Here is a 21,456-nt window from a genome sequence, read left to right on the forward strand (position 1 = left end):
AGGAACGGGCGCAACGGAATGAGGATGACTTCGCTGATCTTGGCAGCCGGGTTCTGCCGGCTCCAGTCGGACAGCGTCAGTTCCCGGCAGTTGGTGCTGTCGACTTTGAAGATCCTCTCCATTTTCGCCGCGAACTCCGGGTCGTGGATCTCAAGGTTCGTCTCGTAGTTCCCGGTCAGGCTCAGCCGGTCGATGTTGGCGGTGCCGATCGTGGACCATTGGCCGTCGATGGTGGCGGTTTTGGCGTGGATCATGGCGTCGCGGTAGAGCAGGATGGAGATCCCCTCCCGCAGCATGGTGGTGAAGAACCCCCGGGCCAGCCAGTCGGCCAGGACGTGGTTGGAATCCTCCGGGAGGATGAGCCTGACATCGACGCCCCGCCTGCTGGCGGCCCGCAGTGAATCAAGGATCTGCCGATCGGGGATGAAGTAGGCGGTGGTCATGTAGATGTGATCGCTGGCCCGGTTGATGGCGTCGAGGTAGACCCCCCGGATCGGGTACACCAGATGGGAGGGCATGTTGTTGGCCGTGCGGATGTGCGGATCCCACGTCAGCGCCGGCTGGTGGGGGATTTCCGGCCGGCCGCAGGCGGTGTTCCAGACGTCCAGGAATGCCTGGCGCAGTTCCCAGACCGCCGGACCCTTGAGGCGCAGATGCGTATCGCGCCATTCGGTGGCGTAGAGATCCCCGATGTTGTAGCCGCCGACGAATCCGGTTTCGCCGTCCACGATTAGCAATTTGCGGTGGTCCAGGCCGGTGCTTCGCAGCGGGGTGAACAACCGTGAGGGGCGCAGGACGGGGAACCGGTACACGTGGACCCCGGGGTGGAACCGGAAGAAGGAGCGGGGGACGACGAGGTTGGCGAAGCCGTCGTAGATGACGAAGACGTCGACCCCGCGGGCCGCGGCATCGTTCAAGGCTTCCTTGAAGCGTTGTCCGGTCGCGTCGGACTTCCAGATGTACGTCTCCAGGAAGACGTGTTCTTCGGCGCCGCGGATGGCGGCGAGCATATCGGCGTAGAGGTCTTCGCCGTAGGTGTAGATCTTCGTCTCGGAGTCCTTGACGGGGGCGTCGAATGCCCCCGGGCGCGGGAACCCCGCCCGGCGGGTCCGTTGGCGGCGTTTGAGCGAATCGAAGATCACCAGGCCGGCCACCACCGTGGCCTGCAAGGCCACGAAGGCCAGCGCCAATCGGGCGGCCGTTTTTTTCAAGCCCGCCATGACGGCGGGCGGGATCACGGAAGACATGGTGTGAGTTTAGTTCCGATGCCGGCGTCGGGGCTCGTGCGACTCGGTGCCCCCGGGGCGGAGACGGGGTTGACGGCGGGGGTGTCGTCCCTCACACTGGATAATATACGATTTAGTATATTAAGTCAGGATCTGTAGGTGGCGCCAGAGATGTCGTCGCGCAGCAGAAGCCAGGTGGGGGCGCCGGAACCGCCACACCAGTCCAGGAGTGAACCATGAGCACAGCACGGCTCGATGCCCACGCACGCAAGACCCAGCGACGCGTCGCCTTTGCCACGATCGTTGGGACCACCATCGAGTGGTACGACTTCTTCATCTACGCCACGGCCGCCGGCCTGGTCTTCGCCCATGTGTTCTTCGCCCCGGCGGGGGAGTCCATCGGACTGCTGCTCGCCTTCGCCTCCGTGGGCATCAGCTTCCTCTTCCGGCCGCTGGGGGCGTTCCTTGCCGGGCATTACGGGGACAGGATCGGCCGGAGACCGATGCTGGTCATCACGCTGATCATGATGGGCTCCGCGACGACCCTCATCGGCGTGTTGCCGACCTATGGGACCGCCGGGATCCTGGCCCCCATCCTGTTGCTGTTGCTGCGGATCCTGCAGGGGGTCTCCGCCGGCGGCGAATGGGGTGGAGCGGTACTGATGGCCGTCGAGCATGCCCCGGCGGACCGCCGGGGTCGGGCCGGCGCATTCCCCCAGCTGGGTGTGCCGTTGGGCCTGCTGCTGGCCACTGGCGTGACCGCACTGATGACCGGGTGGATCTCCCCGGGGGAGGCCTTCGTCCAGTGGGGGTGGCGGATCCCGTTCCTGCTCAGCGTCGTGCTGATCGCCGTCGGCTACATGGTCCGCCGTGCGGTGGACGAATCCCCGGTGTTCCAGGAGATCGCGGAGAAGAAGCAGCAGACCAAGGTGCCGATCGCCGAGCTGTTCCGCAAGCATTGGCTGCTGGTGCTCCTGGCCGCGCTGGTCTTCGCGGGCAACAACGCCGCGGGCTACATGGCCACCGGCGGATTCATCCCCAGCTACGCGACCAGTGATGCCGTGGGCCTGGACCGCACGGATGTCCTGGTGGCCATGACCTTCGCCGCTGCCATGTGGTTCATCTTCACCTTCGCCGCCGGGGTGCTGGCGGACAAGATCGGGCGCAAACGAACCTACCTGATCGGCTTCGGCATCCAGATACTGATGGTCTTCCCGCTCTTCTGGATGATCGATACCGGCTCGCTCCCCCTGCTCTACCTCGCGCTGGGACTGTTCACGATCGGGCTCGGGTTGACCTACGGTCCGCAGGCCGCCTGGTACTCAGAGATATTCCCGGCCTCCGTGCGGTTCTCCGGGGTGTCGATCTCCTATGCCCTCGGGGCGATCCTGGGTGGGGCCTTCGCCCCGACCATCGCCCAGGCCCTGATCAACGCCACCGGCACCGGGGCATCCATCTCGGTCTATCTGCTGCTCATGACCGTCGTGGCCATTGCCGCAGTGCTGATCCTGCGGGATCGGCCCGGGATCAACCTGTCCATCAACAACCAGGCCGAGCAGGAGGTGGGGGCTACCATCTTCGATCAGCGACGCGCCCCCGCGTTCGAAAAGGCGAGGGGGTAGGCCCCGGTCACGGCCGGCCACTGCCGCGTGCCGTGCGGCAGCTAGCCGGTTTTCCCGGTCTCGGGGAGCGAATGGCTCACGACGACCCCTGCGACCCCGAGCACGGCCAGGAAACCCAGCGCGGCTTCGGGGCCCAGCGCGGCGAGGGCGCCGGAGATCGCACCGGCGACCAAAAGCAGGACCCCCATCGCCGTGTTGGCCACGGCAATGTACCGGGTGCGGAGATCTCCCTCGGCGAGGTCGACCACATACGTCTTCCGTGCCACCCGCACCGCGGTATGGCTCAGGACCAGGACCAGATAGACCGCCGGATAGATCCACCACAGTTCCCGGCTACCCGGGATGAACAGCACGACGGCGAGGAACAGGACCACGACGAGCGTGGCGAAGGCGGCACCCCAGAGCATCAGCCGGCGTGAGGAGCGATCGGCCCAGCGGCCGAAGGGCCGTCCACCCACCAAAGCCGCCACGCCCTGGGCCATGACGAACGGACCGAGCGACCCGAGCCCGGCATCGCCGGTTGCGGCACTGAGGGCAACGACGAAGGGCGGGCTGAGCGCGGAGACCAGCAACAGGGCGCGGGCGACGACGAATCGGCGGAACCCGGCATCGCTGCGCAGCAGGTTCCATGCCGAACGGGCCCACCCCTCGTCCTCGACAGCCGAAGCCGGCGGATTCTCCTGCTCGGGCTCGCGGACTCCCCGGTACACCACTGCGGCCAGGACCCAAGCCAGAGCGGCAGCCCCAAGCAAGGCCGCCAGCACCATTGTCGAGACGTCATCACCACCGAGCAGACGGATCAACAGCCCCAGGGTGATTGCGACGGCGCCCGAGAACACCGTGGACCACCCGTTGATCTGACCGCGCTCGCCTTCGGGCACGGTACGCCCGAGCACATCCTTGCCCGCCAACGAACACAGCGACCGGGACACCGAGAAGAGCGCCAGCGCTGCAAGGAGCAGCACGCCTGCCGCTTGTCCATCCAGCGTCGCGGCGATCAGGGCCAGGGCCGCCGTCGCCAGCGCCTGGCCCGCGGCGCCGATGATCCAGACCGTCGTCCGCCGGCCCCGGCGTTGCACCATCGGGGCCAGAGCCGCCTGCGGCAGCATGGATCCGGACTCGCGGATGGGCACCAGCAGCCCGACCAGGACCATCGGAGCTCCCAACGAGGCGAGCAGCCACGGCAACACGGTCTTCGCGTTGACCACCTGGTCCCCGACGGCCTGGAGCGAGTTGGCGACCACCTGGCGCAGGCCGTTGCGGGCGATGATCCGTTGATGGGCCTGCGACTGGTCGCGTCGATCCGCCCGGACGAGGCGTTGGTAGACGCCCCGGGTATTCACTGCGGGACCCCGGGGTCGCGGCGTGCAACCGTGAGGCGGTCCGGGAGTGCGGGGGCCCGGCTCCCGCCGGTGGTTGCGCCGTAGGGCCGGGACGGCACGACCCCTGTTGCGAGTTCCATCCGCGCCCCTCTTTCCGACAGAGTGGAACCAGCCTACTGCCCCCAGGGGCGGCCCGGGCGGATCAGCAGCAGTGCGGGTCCGAGCCGGCGGATTCGGCCTCGCCGGTGATCGCCGAGAGCGGTTGCGTGCAGGCATCGCCCCGCCAGGCCTCGAGACCTTCGCGCAGGGCGACGACGGCAATGACCAGCCCGGCCACCGGGTCGGCCCAGGTCCAGCCGAAGAGGCTGTTGAGCAGCAGGCCGAACAACACGGCCGCCGAGAGGTAGGAACAGATCAGCGTCTGCTTCGAGTCGGCGATGGCCGAGGCCGACCCGAGGGCCTGGCCCGTCCGGCGCTCCCACAAACTCAGGAACGGCATGACAACGAGGCTGACGGCGGCCAGGACGATGCCCACGGTGCTGTGTTCGGCCTCCCGCAGCCCCGCCAGGGTCAGTACCGCGTCGATGCTGATGAAGACCGCCAACCCGAAGAAGGAAAAGGCGATCAACCGCAGTGCCGTCCGTTCCCGTTTTTGCGGATCCGGGGCCGAGAATTGCCAGGCCACTGCCGCGGCGGAGAGGACTTCCACGATGGAATCCAGGCCGAAGCCGAGCAGCGCCACCGATGACGCTGCGGTGCCGGCGGCCAAGGCGATCACTGCTTCGATGACGTTGTAGCTGATCGTCAACGCCACGATCAGCCGAATGCGGCGCTTCAGGACCTCGCGTCGTTGGTCGCGGTCCCCGGGAGCCCTCAGCACGTGCATCCGGGCCCTGCACAGCAGTCGGGTTCCATCCGCAGGGCGGCCTTGAGTAGTTCGTCCATGGCGGCTGCCAGATGGGGGTCGGTCAGGCGATACCAGGAACGCCTGCCCTCGGGGATCGCCTCGACGAGCCCGCAGCCGCGCAGGCAGGCGAGCTGGTTGGACATGACCTGCCGGGAGACGCCGAGGGCCTCGGCCAGATCGGACGGATAAGCCGGTCGTTCCCGCAAGGCCAGCAGCACACCGACGCGGGTGGGGTCGGATACGGCATGGCCGAAGCGGGACAGTGCGGCGGTATGCGAGGCGGTGGCGGTGGGATGCATGAGTACCACGGTACAGCTAATCCTGAATTCACAAAAGCGTGGATGACCTAGTGATCGGCGGCCGTGGCGGTGACCCACAGGGCCCGGATGGCTTCGGGGCGCAACACCACCCGGGCCTCGTCGTCGTGCGGGGCCAGGGCCAGGGAGCCGTTGGCTTCGGCTGCCGCGATGTCGACCAGCGCGCCCGGGCGCAACCCGTGCCGGGCGAGCAGGCGCAACAGACCGGGGTCCTCGTCGGAGATGCGAGTGACCTCATAGGTTCCCGGGAGGGCCTCTGCGAGGTTGACCGCATGTGCCGGACGCCGCGTGGCTCCGGCCACGGTGGGGATCGGGTCTCCGTGGGGGTCGTGGACGGGGTGCCCCAGCAGGGAATCGATGCGTTCGATCAGCGTGTCCGAGACGGCATGTTCGAGGTTCTCCGCCTCGTCGTGGACCTCCTCCCAGGAATACCCCAACGTACGGACCAGGAAGGATTCGAGGAGACGGTGCTTGCGGACCATGGCCACGGCATGGCGTTGTCCAGCGGCGGTGAGGCGGACCGGCTGGTAGGGCTCGTGGATGACCAGCCCCTGGGCGTGAAGCCGGCGCATGGTGTCGGAGACATTGGCGGCGGTGGTCCCGAAGCGTTCCGCCAGCGCCTTTCCGGTGACCGGGGAGCCGCCCCATTCGGTGGCGGACCAGATGGCCTTCAGGAAATCCTCGGCGACGCGGCTGATTTCCCCGGAGCCCGGGGGCGGGGTTGCCGGAGTGTGTTCTTGTCTCATTGGGCCCCCGTGACGGTCAGGTAGATGAGCAGCAGATTCAAGGCGATGATGGCCACGGTGATCGCCCACGCGAAGACCTGGGTGCCCAGGCCGTTGATGAACCGGCCCATCACCGAACGCATCCCCGTATAGCGGACCAGAGGGACCAGTGCGAAGGGGATGCCGATGGAGAGGAAGACCTGGCTGAGCACCAGGGCCCAGGTCGGGTCGACCCCCACGGTGAGGATGGCCAGTGCCGGGATCAGCGTGACGACCCTGCGCGCCAGCAGGGGGATCCGGCGCTGCAGCAGGCCCGACATGATGGCCGAACCGGCATAGCAACCCACCGAGGTCGATGCCAGGCCCGAGGCCAGGAGTCCGACGCCGAAGATGACGCCGATGACCGGTCCCAGCGCCTCGACGATGGTCCCATGGGCGCCCTGGATCGTGTCGGTGCCCTCCACTCCGCGTAGGCTCGAGGCCGCCAGCAACAACATCGCGATGTTGACCGAACCGGCCACGATCAACGCCAGGACGACGTCCCAACGGTTGGCATGCAGGAGTCGCCGGATCCCCGATTCGGTGTGCCCTTCACCATGCCGGTCCCGGGCCAGGGAGGAATGCAGGTAGATGGCGTGGGGCATGACCGTGGCCCCGAGCATGCCGGCCGCGAGCAGGACCGTGCCCGTGCCCTCGAACCTGGGAACGAGCCCGCCGGCGGCGGCACCCCAGTCCATCGGGCTGACCAGCAGGCCCGCAACGAATCCGATGGTGATCAGCACCAGCAGCGCCATGATCACCAGTTCGAAGGGGCGTTGACCATGCCGGGACTGGATGGTCAGCAGGGCCATCGAGACGATCCCGACGATCAGCCCGCCCAACGGCAACGGCAGGCCGAAGAGGATGTGCAGTGCAATGGCCCCGCCGATGACCTCGGCCAGATCGGTGGCCATGGCGATGAGCTCGGCCTGGCCCCAGAAGGCCAGGCGGCCGCCGCGCGAGAGCCGGGCGCCCAGGATCTCGGGCAACGACCTGCCGGTGACCAGCCCCAGCTTCGCCGAGAGGTACTGGATCATCACGGCCATGACGTTCGCCGCCACCAGCACCCAGACGAGCAGGTAGCCGTGTTGGGCTCCGGCGGTCAGGTTCGCCGCGACATTGCCGGGGTCGACATAGGCGATGGCCGCAACGAAGGCCGGACCCAGCAGCCACACCAGGCGTCGCTGGGGGTGTCCTTGCCGTTCCACGACGGACGGTGCCGTCGAACCAGTTCGTTTCATCGCACGGATCCTTTGAGTTAAGTCCACTTAACTTATCGTTCCGGGACCCGATGACGCCAGCGGGATGACGTGAACCGGCCTAGGATGGGCCCATGGATGAGAACCGGTATTCCACCCGCGGCGCCTATGTGAACGTTGGTGAGGAATTCACCCGTGACACGAACTACATCAATGATCGGATCGTCGCCGATCCGGAGGCCGTCCGGGCCTCAGCCGCCCAGGGTGGTGGCTCCATCGGGGACCCCGGGGCCGGACTCTCGGAGGGGGCCCGGGCCTGGCCCGTGGAGGCCGGACGCTATCGGCTCGTGGCGGCCCGCGCCTGCCCGTGGGCGAACCGGGCCCTGATCGTGCGCCGGCTGCTGGGGCTCGAGGAGGCGTTCAGTGTCGGACTGCCCGGTCCGACCCACGATGTCAGGTCCTGGACCTTCGATCTGGATCCCGGAGGCCGGGACCCCGTCCTGGGGACCGAACGGCTGCAGGAGAACTTCTTCCGGCGCTTCCCCGACTACCCGCGGGGCATCACCGTTCCGGCAATGGTGGACATCCCCACCGGCGGCGTCGTGACCAACGACTACCCGCAGATGACGCTGGACTTCTCGACCCAATGGAAGCAGTTCCACCGGGCGGGGGCCCCCGACCTGCTGCCTGCAGGGCGCTGGGAGGAGATGGCCCCGGTCATCAAAAGGATCTTCACCGAGGTCAACAACGGGGTCTACCGCTGTGGTTTCGCCGGTTCGCAGCAGGCCTACGACGAGGCCTACCAGCGCCTCTGGACTGCCATGGACTGGTTGGAGGAACGCCTCGCCGGGCAGCGGTACCTGATGGGGGAGACCATCACCGAGGCGGATGTCCGCCTGTTCACCACCCTGGTGCGCTTCGACGCCGTCTACCACGGGCACTTCAAATGCAACCGGAACAAGCTCGCCGAGATGCCGGTGCTCTGGGCTTATGCCCGGGACCTGTTCCAGACCCCGGGGTTCGGGGACACCGTCGATTTCACGCAGATCAAACGGCACTATTACATCGTGCACGAGGACATCAATCCCACCGGATTCGTGCCGCAGGGCCCCGCGCTGGACAACTGGCTCCAGGCCCACGGACGCGAGGAACTGGGCGGTTCCCCGTTCGGCTCCGGAACGGCGCCCGGACCGGTGCGTGCCGGGGAGGAAGTCACCGCCGGGCACAACCCGCTCCATCCCGGTTGAGGTCCGGCTACCCGTTGCGTCCGGGCTGCCCCCGATCGTCAAGACCCTTCAGGAACAGGTTTTTCTGGACCTGGTCCCAGCCCTCGGAGGTCAGTTTGGAGGCCTCGAAGTCGTCGGCCTCTATCCTGGCCGAGATGCCGTAGAACGAAACGTCGAACGGCATGCCGGCACAGGCGATGTGATCTTCCTCCGCGACGATCAGGCAGAGGCCCTCATCCGATTCGGCGCTCTGCCTGGCATCCCCGGTGGCTGCGCGGGCCATATAGAACGAGAGGCCGTCGACCTGGGCGGCAAAGCGCACTGTATCCGGTTCGAATCCGCCGACATGGAGATCGGAGGGCAACTCGTCCTGCGCGGTGGCCGGCTCATCGAGTAGTTCGATGCCCTGATCCGCCGGGCTGCTGCACCCGGCCAGGAGCGGTAGGGCCAGTAGCGGAACCAGAAGGTGACGTCGCATGGGGCCAGCCTCCCCGACGCGTTGGATTCTGGCTACCCCTCGTCCTCGGGAACCGGATGGCGTGGGGGTGTCCTGCTGCTGTGGTCCAGACCCTTGACGAACAGCTGGCGCTGCAGCTGTTCCCACCCCTCGGGTGCCGGGTGCGGGGTGTGCTCAGCGTCGGGCACGAATCGGGCCGAGACGCCGAGGAACCGGGTTTCCAAGGGCAGCGGTCCGCAGGTGATGACCTCCGGCTCGGCGACGATGAGGCAGGCCCCCCACCCCGGCGGGAGGTTCGCCGGACCGCCCGTCAGGGGTGGCCGGGCCAGATAGAAGGAGAAGCCATCGGTCCGGGTGAGCAACCGGGTGGTTCCCGGCTGGAAGCCCGCCACGGCGGTGTCGGCTGGCAGGGCATCCTCCGCGGTGGCCGGCCGATCGAGGAGTTCCAGGCCCGCGCCGGTGGAGCCGCACCCTGCCACTGGAGCCAGGCATAAGGCCAGCAGCGGAACCATGAGGCGAGGGCGCATGGGGACAGCGTGCCCGATGGGCAGGCTCCTGGCTACCGTCGGGGGCCAACGCGAAGCGTCGGGGTGGCATGGCAGGATGGAACCCATGACGATCACCGCCGCCGCAGACGGCTCCGCGCTTGGAAACCCAGGACCCGCCGGCTGGGCCTGGTACGTCGACGACTCCGCCTGGCGGGCCGGCGGCTGGCCCCACGGGACGAACAACATGGGCGAACTGATGGCCGTGCTGGATCTGTTCCGTTCCACCGAACATGTCGCCGACGAGCACCTGCACATCCTGTGCGATTCCCAATACGTCATCAACTGCATCACCAAGTGGATGCCGGGGTGGAAACGCAAGGGATGGAAGAAGGCCGACGGCAAGCCGGTGTTGAACGTGGACCTGCTCAAGCAGATCGATGAGGCCATCACCGGCCGCGACTACCGGTTCGAATGGGTCAAGGGCCATGCCGGGCACCACCTCAACGAGGCGGCCGATGACCGCGCCCGGGCTGCGGCCACCGCCTACCAGTCCGGGCGGGGCAGCGACGCGGGCCCGGGCTACCCGGGATCCGGGTCACCTGAGGCCGGCCCGGCGGACCCCGGCCCTTCCCCGCAGGCCGAGCCGGCCCCCACCGGTGCGGACCCCCTGGAACAGGACGACTTGTTCTCCTCCCTCGAGGACCCCGCCGAAACGGGCCGCGGAAGCGCCGAGATCGATGCCGTGGTCGCCCTGGAACGGGAGTTGCTGGATCCTCGGGTCCGCAGCGAAGTGGGACAGCTGAACTTCCTGCTGCATCCGGACTACCGCGAAGTCACGTCCCGGGGGACGCTGACCGAACGCGAGACCGCGGTGACCGTCTTGTCCTCGGGGGCCGTGGACCTGCTGGAAGCCGCCGATCAGGTGGGCGAGGAGGACGACGTCGTCCCGCACGGCGGATGGTCGACCCCGCCGGCCGGCCCCGGGATCGACCGTGCCTTCGAACTGCTCGAGGCGATCCGCGTGGGGGTGGAGGCGATCCACCTGACCTACCGTCTGGTCGGAACGGAATCGGCGGTCACCGTCGGTTCCCTGTGGCAGCGTGAAGAGCAGCGCTGGCGGTTGCGCTTCCGCCAGGAAACCCCCGAAGTCTAGATCCCCGAATGCCGGGGACCCCTCCCCGGAATCGGCAGAGCCCAGGAGCCCCACCGTGAACGACCCGCGCTTCGCCCCCGTCACCGAGCTGTTGGAATCCTTCGCCACGGCGGACCCCGACTACTCGGCCCAGCTCTGCGTCTACGCCGGTGGGCACCCCGTCATCGACCATGCGGTGGGACCGAACTCACAGCTGGATTCGCTGACCGGGGTCTTTTCCGCCTCCAAGGGGGCCGCCGGCATGGTCATCGCCCTGCTGGTGCAGGATGGCCTGCTGGACTTGGAGGAACCGGTGACCAGGTATTGGCCGGAATTCGCGGCCCGGGGCAAGAAGGCCATCACGGTCGGGCAACTGCTGAGCCACCAGGCCGGGCTGCCGGGGGTCGACGGCGGCATGGCGGTGGAGCACTACACCGAATCATCCCAGGGCGCCGCACGCCTGGCCGCCGCCCCTCCCGTCTGGAAACCCGGCTCCACGCACCAATACCACGCGTTGACCATCGGGATCTTCGCCGAGGAACTCGTCCGGCGCATCACCGGGCAGACCCTGCAGCAGGTCTACGAGACCCGCATCCGGGAGCCCTTCGGCATCGACTTCCACCTCGGTCTGCCCGAGGGCGAGGAGCCCCGGTTCCGCGAGGTGCTCAAACCCGCGCAAAGCCCGGAGCTTCCCTTCATCGACCCGTATGGTCCGCTGGGTCTGGCGCTGAACTCCACGGCGGGCTTCGATATCGGAGAGGGCATCAGCTACGACCTGCTGGACCTGCCCAACTACCGGCGGATCAGGGCCTCGGGCCTCGCGGCCGCCGGGGGAGTGGCCAGTGCCCGCGGCCTGGCGCGGCTCTATGCGGCGGCCAGCACCGGCGTCGTCCGGGACGACGGGGCCGCCGATGGGCCCTTCCTGACCGAGGACACGCGAGGGACGGTGGCCGCCGAGCAGGTGTTCGGCCTCGACCGGGCCAACGGGCTGACCGGGGCGTTCGCCGTGATGTTCATGAAATCGATCCCGCGCAACGACTTCGGGTCCTGGCAGTCCTTCGGCCACGACGGGGCCAACGCCACGCTGGCCTACGCCGACCCCGCCTACGGCATCGGATTCGGTTATGTGCCGGCCCGGGCCGAGGAGAGCGGCACCGGCACCCGGGGTGGGCAACTCAGCGTGGCCGTACGCCAGGTCCTGCTCTCCCTCGCCGGCGGCTGAGCGGCGGCACCGGGGTTCACGCGCTCTGCTGCAGGGGCCAGGTCGAGGAGGCGAGTAGTTCGCCGTCGTGCCCGCAGACCAGGACCGCGACCCCGAAATCGCGGACGGCGGCCTCCAGGGTGGATTCCCCGCCGGCCATGATGGCCTGGGACAGCACATCCGCGGTGACGATCTCCTCGGCCAACACGCTGACCTGCAGATAGGCGTTCGGCCCGGCTCCCGCCCCCGTCGAGGTGGTGGCCAACGCCGCGGTGAAGCCGGGGGTCCCGGCCAACGGCACATCGGCGACCAAGGTCGCCGGATCGAAGGGATCGGTGATCCCGGCCCGCCAATGCCTGCCATAGAACGGGTCGGTTCCGGTGGGTTCTGCCGGGAAGGGCGAACCGCTGCACAGCACGTCGCCGCCGGCGGTGACCGACCAATGCGGCAGTTGGAGGTCCATCATGGCCTGGCCGGCGTGGGCGATGGCCCACCCCTTGACCAGCCCGCTCAGATCCACCGGTCCGGTGGAGGTGTGCGGGGTGTAGGCACCGTCGGTCGCCTGGCGCCAGACGGTCGCCTGCTCATAGAGCGCCCGCAACCGGCGGTGGGCGTACCGGAGTTCGATGTCCCCGCGACGCAGGCTCTCCACCGGGCCCTGGCCGTCGACGCCGAAGGAGGTCTGGGCGTCGAGGAAGATGCGCTGGACCGTTTCCACGGCGGCGTCGAGCTCGTCGGGTTCCAGCGGCGCGCTGATGCCGACCGTCGTGCCCAGGGCCTGGAACGACCGGTGGGCCAGCTCCGGGATCCGCGGATCGGCCGGCCCGCCCGTCGCTTCGTCCACCACGCTCATGCCCGGGGTCCCGCGAGACCTGCCGGGGCCATGTGGTCCGGCGTGCTGATGAGCTGGACGGGCTCCGAACCGCGCAGCTGCTGGCGCCTGACACTGGACAGGGTCGAGGGACTGGCCGCCGGCCTCGTGGTGATCGCAACCGCGGAACCGCTCGTGGTGGACCCGAGTCGATAGGGTGCGGGAGCCGGTGTCGCCTGGGCGACCGGTGGCGTGCTGCCGACCCAACCGGCGGCCAACACCCCGGCGGAGGCCACGGAAGCAAAGATGGCTTGGCGGATGTTCACGAGGTGGTCCTTTCGAGGACGGGTTCCTGTCGGTGTTGCATGAAACCAGCCTGTCGAACCGAACTGTGAACACCCTGTGACCGGCCCGCATGGCGGCCCCAGGCGGGCGGGTTTCGCCGAGGGCGGATACATATCGACCGGTGGCGGGCGTCCGGAGAGCGGTGGACGTAGGCTGGACGGGTGGAATTCGAGAAACGGTATCTGGCTCTGGGGGACTCCTTCACCGAAGGCGTGGGTGATGAGGACCCGACCCGTCCCCACGGCGTCCGCGGGTGGGCCGATCGGGTGGCCGAGCAACTCTGTGCCGCCGACCCGGCCTGGGGGTATGCGAATCTGGCCATTCGTGGCAAGAAGATCCACCAGGTCATCGACGAACAGCTCGAAACGGCCCTGGCCATGGAACCGACCCTGGTCACGCTCTATGCCGGGGGCAACGACATCCTGCGCCCCCGGGTGGATATCGACGCGCTGATGGCCGGTTACGACGACATGGTGGCCCGCCTGCGGGCCACCGGTGCAACCGTCGTGGTGTTCACCGGGTTCGACTCCTCGGCCTCGGCCGTCTTCGGCAAGACCCGGGGCCGGACCGCCATCTACAACGAATGGGTGCGTGAAGCAGCTGACCGCCATGGCGCCCTCGTCGCCGACTACTGGCGTTGGCGTGAATTCAGCGATTTCCGGTACTGGGCGGTGGACCGGCTGCATATGGGTCCCCCCGGGCATACGCTGATGGCCAAGAAGGTGTTGACCCTGCTCGAGGGCGCCGACGCGATCGCGACCCCGGAGCTGGAGAGCGCCCCGGAGCCGACCCGTAGGGAACAACTCGCCTCCAACGCCCGCTGGACCCGCGAATTCGTGGTGCCGTGGATCGGGCGCCGTGTGCGGGGGACCTCCTCGGGGGACTCGATGGGCCCCCGCTACCCGGCCTACATCCGGCTCTGAAGGACGGCGCAGTGATTGACTGGTGGCCATGAAGCAATCCACCGGAGCAAACCAGCACGACGGCGAACCGCATGAGGGCGGGGGACTGGCCGAACGGTTGAACTGGCTGCGGGCCGGGGTCCTGGGCGCCAACGACGGGATCGTCTCCACCGCCGCCGTCGTGGTCGGGGTGGCCGGCGCGACCACTGCCACCGGCCCGATCCTGGCCGCCGGGGCGGCGGCACTAATCGGTGGTGCGGTGTCCATGGCGCTGGGTGAATACGTCTCGGTGTCCAGCTCCGCGGATTCGCAGCGGGCCCTCATCGCCCAGGAACGCAGCGAACTGGCGCACCTGCCCCAGGAGGAACTCGACGAACTGGCCGACCTGTATGAGCGGAAGGGGCTCAGCGCCGCCACCGCCCGGACGGTGGCCACCGAACTCACCGCCCATGACGCGTTGGGGGCCCACCTCGACGCCGAACTGAATATCGACCGCGAGGACGTGGTCAGCCCGTGGAGTGCTGCCGCCGCGTCCGCGGTGTCCTTCACGGCCGGGGCGTTGCTGCCGTTCCTGACGGCCGTCCTGCTGCCGGCGCAGTGGAGGATCCCGGTGACCTTCCTCGCCGTCCTGGTGGCCTTGGCCGTGACCGGGGGGCTGGGGGCGCGCCTCGGGGGAGCGCCGGTGTTCAAGCCGGTGGTGAGGGTCGTGGTCGGCGGGATCCTGGCCCTGGGGGCCACGTTCCTCATCGGCACCTGGTTGGGTAGCAGCGGGGTCACCGGCTAGCGGGGCCCCGGCCCGGGGCCCCGGTGGAGCGGATCAGCCCTGCTTGATGACCTGGGTGCCGCCGGCGAACTTATCGAACCAGCTCTGGCGTTTCACGGTGTCGTTGTTGATGGTCACCGCGATGACGATCGCCGCGGCCAGCGAGGCGAGCGAACCAAGTACGGTACCGATGATCGGCAGGATTCCGATGATCCCGAAGCCCATCCAGAGGTTCCGCTTGATCGCCTCGGTCATATCCGGGTGGCCGCCCTGGGCGCCCACGACATGCAGTTTCATGAGCATCTTGCCCACGGTCTGTCCCCGGCTGGACTCCATGAAGGCGAAGTAGCCGACGTAGATGACGGCGCTGACCACCGCTGACACCGCCGTCGCGCCGAAGCTTCTGCCGCCGAGCCCGAGGCCGGCTCCTCCGGCCCCCATGATCGCGCCGGTGATGATCAGGCCTACGACCAGGAAGTTGACGATCAGCAGGATGACGCCGTCGATCAGCCGGGCCAGGAATCGGTCGAGGAGCTCCCCGGGGCGTGTGCCGGTCGGGGGCATGGCGGGGCCGGTGGGCTGGGGCGGAGGAGGTGTGGGATCGCTCATGGCCCCACCATACGCAAGGAACTGTCCCAAGACCATGGGTGGGCAGGATCTACATTTTCGGGCTGAGTAGTACATATGCGTTTTCCGGCACGCTAGCCGATGGCGGTGGAGGGGGATCTAGCGGACGGGGTGCCGTGGGGCTTCCACGTAGGAGGCGGCCGCCGTGGAGCGGCGCCGCCCGTAGGCCAGATAGGCGGCGGCGCCGAGCATCATCCACAGTCCGAAGACGGTCCAGGTGGTGACCCCGAGGTTGGCCATGAGGAACACGCAGCCGGCGACCGCGAGGATCGGGGTCACCGGGTAGAAAGGTACGTGGAAGGTGCGGGGCAGCTCCGGGCGGTTGCGGCGCAGGTGGATCACCGAGAGGCTGACCAGGCTGAAGGCGAAGAGCGTGCCGATGCTGGTGGCGTCGGCCAACTCCCCCAGGGGGACCAATCCGGCGGTGATCATGATGACGCCGCCGGTGATCAAGGTGTTCAGGACCGGGGTCCCGGTCCGTGGGTTGAGCTGGCCGAAGACGCGGGGGACCATCCCATCGCGGGACATGGCCACCAGGACGCGGGTCTGGCCGTAGAGCACCGTGATGACGATGCTGATGATCGCCACGACCGCGCCGACGGAGAAGACCAGGGCCACCCAGGCCTGGCCGGTGATCGCTTCGAGGACCTGGACCAGGGCTGCCTCCTTGCCGATGAACCACTGCCAGTCCTTGGCCCCGACGGCGGCGATGGCGACCAGGATGTAGAGCACGGTCACGATGATCATCGAGGCGATGATGGCCCGTGGCAGATCGCGCTGCGGGTTCACCGCCTCCTCGCCGGCGGTGGATGCGGCGTCGAAACCGATGTAGGAGAAGAACAGCCGGGCCGCCGCGGCCGAGACGCCCGCGGTGCCCATGGGCAGCAGCGGGGTGAAGTTCCCGGTATGGAAGGCGCTGAAGGCGATGACGACGAAGAAGAGCAGCACGACGATCTTCACGAACACCAGCACCGTGTTCACCGTCGCGGACTCCTTGGCCCCGCGCATCAGCAGGACCATGGCCAGGGCGACGACCAGGACGGCCGGGACGTTGAACAGGCCGCCGTCGGCTCCGGGGGGATTGGTCAGCGCTGCGGGCAGGTCCAGCTGGAAGACCCCGGCGAGTTCGTTGACGTATTCCCCGGCGCCCACGGCGATGGCGGCCACCGAGACCCCGTATTCAAGCAGCAGGCACCAGCCACAGATCCAGGCCAGACCCTCACCCATGGTCGCGTACGTGTAGGAGTAGCTGGACCCCGAAACCGGGACGGCCCCGGCCATTTCGGCGTAGGACAGCGCCGAAAGGAGGGCGGCCACCCCGGCGATGGTGAAGGAGATCCAGACCGCGGGCCCGGCCATCGGCACCGAGGAGCCCAGCACGACGAAGATGCCGGTGCCCAGCGTGGCACCGACGCTGATCATGGTCAGTTGCAGCACCCCCAGGGTGCGGCGCATGGTCCCGCCGCCGGAACCGTGGCCGGCGTCGGCCTGTAGTGTTTCGACGTCCTTGCGGAGCAGGAGCTGCCGGCCCAGCGTCAAGGGCCGGCGGCCGGCGGCCGGGGCAGGGAGGTCCGGGGCTGGATGCTTCGATGGAATCTGCAACTGGGTCCTTGGCGGGGCCGGGTGGGCCTGCGGTCGGGCGGCGCCCGTCGGATCGCGGCAGGTGCCGGTGTCGGCAAATGAACTTACATATTTTCGCACCATCATGCATGAATATGAAAATCGATGGCGCGACGCGGAGGTTGTCCGTGGCATGGGTCTCCACGTATCATGAAGACGTGTCCACCAGGGCACACGCCTATGACTTGCGGCGGGAGAGTCCCGTCAGATCCACTGGCGGGCGCCGTAGGAGCAATACCCTCCCCGGGAATCTCTCAGGCCCCCGTACCGCCGCGCAGAGGCAACTCTGGAAAGAAGACGCATCGCCGGCCGGGGGCACCCGACCAGCAGGCGAAGCGCTCACCGACGGTGCAAGCCGCGGCCGGTCAACTCCGGACGTAGCGGAATCTCTCAGGTCCAATACAGAGTCGGGGAGGAACCGAAGCTCATTCGGTGTGCACCACACATCGACCACACTTGGAGTTCCCCTGATGACCGAGACCACGGCCCGTCCCACCACCAGCACCGCCGGCGAACTTGCCTTCGCCGACCGTCATATCGGCCCCCGCGGCGACGCCACCGAGACCATGCTCCGGCAGCTCGGCTACGCGAGCCTCGACGATCTCGTCGACACCGCGGTCCCCGCCGACATCCGCCAGGCCAAGCCCCTGGACCTGCCGGCGGCCCGCTCCGAGGCCGAGGTCCTGGATGACCTGCGTGCCATCGCGGCGAAGAACATCGTCAAGACCCAGATGATCGGCCAGGGGTTCTACAACACGATCACCCCGCCGGTCATCCTGCGCAACGTCCTGGAGGACCCCGCCTGGTACACCGCCTACACCCCATACCAGCCGGAGATCTCCCAGGGCCGGCTCGAGGCCCTGCTGAACTTCCAGACCATGGTCTCGGATCTGACCGGGCTGCCGATCGCCAACGCCTCGCTGCTCGATGAAGCCTCGGCCGTCGCCGAAGCCGTCCTGCTGATGCGCCGCGCCAACAAGGCCAAGGCCGAGGCCAAGACCGTCCTGGATGCCGACATGTTCCCGCAGACCATCGCCGTGGTGAAGGGACGCGCCGAGGCACTGGGCTTCGAACTCGAGATCGCCGACCTGTCCCAGGGGCTGCCCGACGGCGAGATCTCCGGCATCGTGCTCCAGCAGCCGGGGAACTCGGGCCGGGTCTCCGACCACGCAGGCGTGATCGCCGCCGCCAAGGAGCGCGGGGCGATGGTCACCGTCGCCGCCGACATCCTGGCCCTGACCCTCATCGTCCCGCCGGGCGAGCAGGGAGCCGACATCGCGGTGGGCAACACCCAGCGCCTGGGTGTCCCGCTGTTCTTCGGTGGCCCGCACGCCGCCTACATGTCGGTACGCGACGGCCTGGTGCGCTCGCTGCCGGGCCGCCTGGTCGGAGTGTCCAAGGACGACACCGGACTACCCGCCTACCGTCTGGCCCTGCAGACCCGTGAGCAGCACATCCGCCGCGAGAAGGCCACCTCCAACATCTGCACCGCCCAGGCGCTGTTGGCCATCACCTCCTCGATGTACGGCGTCTACCACGGCCCCGAGGGCCTCAAGGCGATCGCCCAGCGGGCCCACCTGCGGGCCGGTGCCCTGGCCTCGGTGCTCCGTGACGCGGGCTTCACCGTGGCCAACGAATCCTTCTTCGACACGCTGACCCTGCAGGTCCCCGGCCGGGCCGATGAGCTGGTGGCCGCCGCCGAGGACAACGGCATCAACCTCCGTCGCCTGGACGCCGACACGGTGGGCATCTCCACCGACGAGACCACCACCACCGCCCACCTGGTCGCGATCGCCGAGGCCTTCGGCGTCGCCGACGCGGCCGCCGCCATCGAACAGGCCGAAGCCGCCGCCACCGAACAGCTTCCGGCCGCCGTCGTGCGCTCCAGCGAGTACATGACCCACCCGATCTTCCACACGGTCCGTTCCGAAACCCAGATGCTGCGCTACCTGCGTCGCCTCTCGGACCGCGACCTGGCACTGGACCGCACCATGATCCCGCTGGGCTCATGCACCATGAAGCTCAACGCCACCGCCGAGATGGAATCCATCTCCTGGCCGGAGTTCGCCTCCATCCACCCCTACGCCCCGTCCCACCAGACCGTGGGCTGGCGTGAACTGATCGACGACCTGGAATCCAGGCTCTCGGCCATCACCGGGTACGCAGGGGTCTCCATCCAGCCCAATGCCGGTTCGCAGGGCGAATACGCGGGTCTGATGGCCATCCGCCAGTACCACCTGGCCAATGGCGACGCCGAACGCACCGTCTGCCTCATCCCGGCCTCGGCCCACGGGACCAACGCCGCCTCGGCGGTGCTGGCCGGGTTGAAGGTCGTGGTCGTCAAGACCGCAGCCGACGGCACCATCGACTCCGCCGACCTGGACGCGAAGATCGAAACCCACCGCGAGGCACTGGCGGGCATCATGATCACCTACCCGTCCACGCACGGGGTGTACGACGACGATGTGCGCGAGGTCTGCGATAAGGTCCACACCGCCGGCGGACAGGTCTACATCGACGGAGCCAACCTCAACGCCCTGGTCGGCCTCGGCCAGCCGGGCCAGTTCGGCGGCGACGTCTCGCACCTGAACCTGCATAAGACCTTCTGCATCCCGCACGGCGGCGGCGGACCCGGCGTCGGCCCGGTCGCCGTGGCCGAGCACCTGGTCCCGTTCCTGCCCGGAGCCCCGGCCGGCGAAGCCACCGCACGCACCGGCACCGCGGTCGCCGCGACCACCTACGGGTCGGCCGGCGTGCTGCCCATCTCCTGGGCCTACGTGGCCATGATGGGCGCCGAGGGCCTGACCAACGCCACCAAGAACGCGTTGCTGACCGCCAACTACGTCGCTTCGCGGCTCAACGAGTACTTCCCGGTGCTCTACACCGGCAACCAGGGCCTGGTCGCCCACGAATGCATACTGGATCTGCGCGATGCCACCGCCAAGACCGGCATCACCGCCGAGGACGTGGCCAAGCGCCTGATCGATTACGGCTTCCACGCCCCGACACTGGCCTTCCCGGTCGCCGGCACGCTGATGGTGGAGCCGACCGAATCCGAGGACCTGGCGGAAATCGACAGGTTCATCGACGCCATGATCGCGATCCGGGCCGAAATGGAGCAGGTCCTTTCCGGGGAGTTCACCGCGGCGGAATCCCCGCTGCGGCTGTCCCCGCACAGCGCGGCCGCCGTGGTCTCCAGCGACTGGGACCGGGCCTACACCCGCGAGCAGGGGGCCTTCCCGCTGCCCGGGCTGCGCCAGGACAAGTACTTCGCCCCGGTGGGACGCATCGACGGGGCCGGCGGCGACCGGAACCTGATCTGCTCCTGCCCGCCACCCGAGGCATTCGAGAACTAGACCGGATCCGCGGAACCCGACGAAAGGCAGCCTGAGCTGTGAGCACCGAAACCACCACCACGCCGAAGCAGACGCCCCTGCACGGCGAACACGAATCACTGGGCGCGCATTTCACCGACTTCGGTGGCTGGGACATGCCGCTGAAATACGGTTCCGAACTGGCCGAACACCAGGCCGTCCGCGAAGCCGCGGGGCTCTTCGACCTCTCCCATATGGGCGAGGTCCGGGTCGAAGGCCCCGAGGCCGCGAAGTTCCTGAACAGTGCGCTGGCCGGGAACATGGCCATCATGAAGATCGGCAAGGCCAAATATTCGGTGATCTGCAACGCCGAGGGCGGGATCCTCGATGACCTGATCACCTACCGCCGCGCCGAGGAGGACTTCCTCGTGGTCCCCAACGCCGGCAACGCCGACGTCGTGGCGGCAGCACTGGCCGAACGCGCCGCCGGCTTCGAGGTCACCGTCACCGACGAGTCGGCCGAGACGGCCCTGATCGCCATCCAGGGACCCGCCGCCGCGGGGATCCTCACCGGGCTGGTCACCGGCGCCGACGTCGAGACCGTCCAGGAGATGAAGTACTACGCGGCCGATGACGTCACCGTCGCCGGGATCAACGTGATGCTGGCCCGCACCGGCTATACGGGCGAGGACGGCTTCGAGCTGTACCTGCCCAACGCCGAGGCCACCACCCTGTGGAAGGCACTGCTCGAGGCCGGCACCGAGGCAGGGCTCACCCCCGCCGGACTGGCCAGCCGTGACTCGCTGCGCCTGGAGGCCGGGATGCCGCTCTACGGCAACGAGCTGTCCACGGACATCACCCCGTTCGATGCCGGTCTGGGACCGATCGTCTCCTTCAAGAAGGAGGAGGACTTCCTCGGGCGGACCGCGTTGGAAGCCAAGAAGGCCGAAGGCGTGGCGCGCAAGCTCGTGGGTCTGAAGGGCCTGGGGCGTCGAGCCGGACGTTCCCACTACGCTGTGATGAAGGACGGGAACGTCGTCGGCGAGGTCACCTCGGGCCAGCCCAGCCCCACGCTGGGCCACCCCATCGCGTTGGCCTACGTCGATGTCGAACTCACCGAGGCCGGCACCGCACTGGATGTCGACCTCCGTGGCAAGGCCCAGCCCTTCGAGGTCGTCGCCCTGCCGTTCTACTCCCGCCAGAAGTAAATCCC

20 protein-coding genes and 1 riboswitch are annotated in these 21,456 nt (G+C 68.3%); of the genes, 8 read left to right on the forward strand and 12 right to left on the reverse strand.

Annotated features, from left to right (window positions below):
• The coding region (locus ACT3UE_RS12225) for a phospholipase D-like domain-containing protein (protein WP_444566803.1) at positions 1-1,247 on the reverse strand (1,247 nt) is incomplete at its 3' end.
• Positions 1,248-1,462: 215 nt separating this feature from the next.
• Here ACT3UE_RS12225 and ACT3UE_RS12230 point away from each other — a divergent pair.
• On the forward strand, positions 1,463-2,848 hold the full coding sequence (locus tag ACT3UE_RS12230; protein ID WP_444566804.1) for an MFS transporter: 1,386 nt from the start codon (positions 1,463-1,465) through the stop codon (positions 2,846-2,848).
• A gap of 41 nt (positions 2,849-2,889) precedes the next feature.
• Here the strand turns inward: ACT3UE_RS12230 and ACT3UE_RS12235 are convergent, their stop codons facing one another.
• The 5 genes from ACT3UE_RS12235 to ACT3UE_RS12255 form a co-directional block, all read right to left on the reverse strand.
• Positions 2,890-4,191 (reverse strand): MFS transporter, encoded by a 1,302-nt coding sequence (locus tag ACT3UE_RS12235; RefSeq protein ID WP_444566805.1) that lies wholly within the window; start codon positions 4,189-4,191, stop codon positions 2,890-2,892.
• A gap of 181 nt (positions 4,192-4,372) precedes the next feature.
• Positions 4,373-5,056, reverse strand: coding sequence for a cation diffusion facilitator family transporter (locus tag ACT3UE_RS12240; protein ID WP_444555559.1), 684 nt, complete (start codon positions 5,054-5,056; stop codon positions 4,373-4,375).
• Positions 5,044-5,376 carry an ArsR/SmtB family transcription factor gene (locus ACT3UE_RS12245; RefSeq protein WP_444566806.1) on the reverse strand — a complete coding sequence of 111 codons (333 nt, stop codon included), beginning with the start codon at positions 5,374-5,376 and terminating at the stop codon, positions 5,044-5,046. Before ACT3UE_RS12245 ends, ACT3UE_RS12240 begins: the two co-directional genes overlap by 13 nt.
• Before the next feature lie 47 nt (positions 5,377-5,423).
• On the reverse strand, positions 5,424-6,140 hold the full coding sequence (locus ACT3UE_RS12250; RefSeq protein WP_444555561.1) for a metal-dependent transcriptional regulator: 717 nt from the start codon (positions 6,138-6,140) through the stop codon (positions 5,424-5,426).
• Positions 6,137-7,399, reverse strand: coding sequence for an Nramp family divalent metal transporter (locus ACT3UE_RS12255; RefSeq protein ID WP_444566807.1), 1,263 nt, complete (start codon positions 7,397-7,399; stop codon positions 6,137-6,139). Before ACT3UE_RS12255 ends, ACT3UE_RS12250 begins: the two co-directional genes overlap by 4 nt.
• 92 nt (positions 7,400-7,491) lie before the next feature.
• On the opposite strand from ACT3UE_RS12255, the gene ACT3UE_RS12260 reads away from it, so the two are divergent.
• Complete coding sequence (locus ACT3UE_RS12260) at positions 7,492-8,604, forward strand: glutathione S-transferase family protein (RefSeq protein ID WP_444555563.1); 1,113 nt, start codon at positions 7,492-7,494, stop codon at positions 8,602-8,604.
• A 7-nt stretch (positions 8,605-8,611) separates the two neighbouring features.
• On the opposite strand, the gene ACT3UE_RS12265 is transcribed toward ACT3UE_RS12260, so the two are convergent.
• Both ACT3UE_RS12265 and ACT3UE_RS12270 read right to left on the reverse strand, forming a co-directional pair.
• The gene (locus ACT3UE_RS12265) at positions 8,612-9,061 is read right to left on the reverse strand and encodes a hypothetical protein (RefSeq protein ID WP_444555564.1); all 450 of its coding nucleotides are present in this window, start codon (positions 9,059-9,061) and stop codon (positions 8,612-8,614) included.
• A gap of 32 nt (positions 9,062-9,093) precedes the next feature.
• The gene (locus ACT3UE_RS12270; RefSeq protein ID WP_444555565.1) at positions 9,094-9,567 is read right to left on the reverse strand and encodes a hypothetical protein; all 474 of its coding nucleotides are present in this window, start codon (positions 9,565-9,567) and stop codon (positions 9,094-9,096) included.
• Positions 9,568-9,652: 85 nt separating this feature from the next.
• Here ACT3UE_RS12270 and ACT3UE_RS12275 point away from each other — a divergent pair, with 85 nt between their 5' ends.
• A complete protein-coding gene (locus ACT3UE_RS12275) occupies positions 9,653-10,681 on the forward strand; it encodes an RNase H family protein (RefSeq protein ID WP_444555566.1) in 1,029 nt (342 codons plus the stop codon).
• A 55-nt stretch (positions 10,682-10,736) separates the two neighbouring features.
• Positions 10,737-11,882 (forward strand): serine hydrolase domain-containing protein, encoded by a 1,146-nt coding sequence (locus ACT3UE_RS12280; protein WP_444555567.1) that lies wholly within the window; start codon positions 10,737-10,739, stop codon positions 11,880-11,882.
• A 16-nt stretch (positions 11,883-11,898) separates the two neighbouring features.
• On the opposite strand, the gene ACT3UE_RS12285 is transcribed toward ACT3UE_RS12280, so the two are convergent.
• Together ACT3UE_RS12285 and ACT3UE_RS12290 are read right to left on the reverse strand one after the other, a co-directional pair.
• Positions 11,899-12,714 carry an FAD:protein FMN transferase gene (locus ACT3UE_RS12285; RefSeq protein ID WP_444566808.1) on the reverse strand — a complete coding sequence of 272 codons (816 nt, stop codon included), beginning with the start codon at positions 12,712-12,714 and terminating at the stop codon, positions 11,899-11,901.
• The gene (locus ACT3UE_RS12290; RefSeq protein WP_443384133.1) at positions 12,711-12,998 is read right to left on the reverse strand and encodes a hypothetical protein; all 288 of its coding nucleotides are present in this window, start codon (positions 12,996-12,998) and stop codon (positions 12,711-12,713) included. The genes ACT3UE_RS12285 and ACT3UE_RS12290 overlap by 4 nt, the downstream gene beginning before the upstream one ends.
• A gap of 180 nt (positions 12,999-13,178) precedes the next feature.
• Here ACT3UE_RS12290 and ACT3UE_RS12295 point away from each other — a divergent pair, with 180 nt between their 5' ends.
• Complete coding sequence (locus ACT3UE_RS12295) at positions 13,179-13,940, forward strand: SGNH/GDSL hydrolase family protein (RefSeq protein ID WP_444555568.1); 762 nt, start codon at positions 13,179-13,181, stop codon at positions 13,938-13,940.
• A gap of 28 nt (positions 13,941-13,968) precedes the next feature.
• Complete coding sequence (locus tag ACT3UE_RS12300; RefSeq protein ID WP_444566809.1) at positions 13,969-14,703, forward strand: VIT1/CCC1 transporter family protein; 735 nt, start codon at positions 13,969-13,971, stop codon at positions 14,701-14,703.
• Positions 14,704-14,736: 33 nt separating this feature from the next.
• Here the strand turns inward: ACT3UE_RS12300 and ACT3UE_RS12305 are convergent, their stop codons facing one another.
• Complete coding sequence (locus tag ACT3UE_RS12305; RefSeq protein WP_444561803.1) at positions 14,737-15,291, reverse strand: RDD family protein; 555 nt, start codon at positions 15,289-15,291, stop codon at positions 14,737-14,739.
• A gap of 117 nt (positions 15,292-15,408) precedes the next feature.
• Positions 15,409-16,905: an amino acid permease gene (locus ACT3UE_RS12310; protein ID WP_444566827.1), complete on the reverse strand. Its 1,497-nt coding sequence runs from the start codon at positions 16,903-16,905 to the stop codon at positions 15,409-15,411.
• A 205-nt stretch (positions 16,906-17,110) separates the two neighbouring features.
• A riboswitch (glycine riboswitch) is annotated at positions 17,111-17,209 on the forward strand.
• 190 nt (positions 17,210-17,399) lie between these two features.
• Between ACT3UE_RS12310 and gcvP the strand changes: the two genes are divergently transcribed.
• Both gcvP and gcvT read left to right on the forward strand, forming a co-directional pair.
• Positions 17,400-20,285: an aminomethyl-transferring glycine dehydrogenase gene (gene gcvP, locus ACT3UE_RS12315; protein WP_444566810.1), complete on the forward strand. Its 2,886-nt coding sequence runs from the start codon at positions 17,400-17,402 to the stop codon at positions 20,283-20,285.
• A 38-nt stretch (positions 20,286-20,323) separates the two neighbouring features.
• A complete protein-coding gene (gcvT, locus tag ACT3UE_RS12320; protein WP_444566811.1) occupies positions 20,324-21,451 on the forward strand; it encodes a glycine cleavage system aminomethyltransferase GcvT in 1,128 nt (375 codons plus the stop codon).
• Positions 21,452-21,456 lie beyond the last annotated feature (5 nt).

Source organism: Arthrobacter sp. 179, assembly GCF_052379645.1.
Taxonomy (GTDB): Bacteria; Actinomycetota; Actinomycetes; order Actinomycetales; family Micrococcaceae; genus Arthrobacter_H.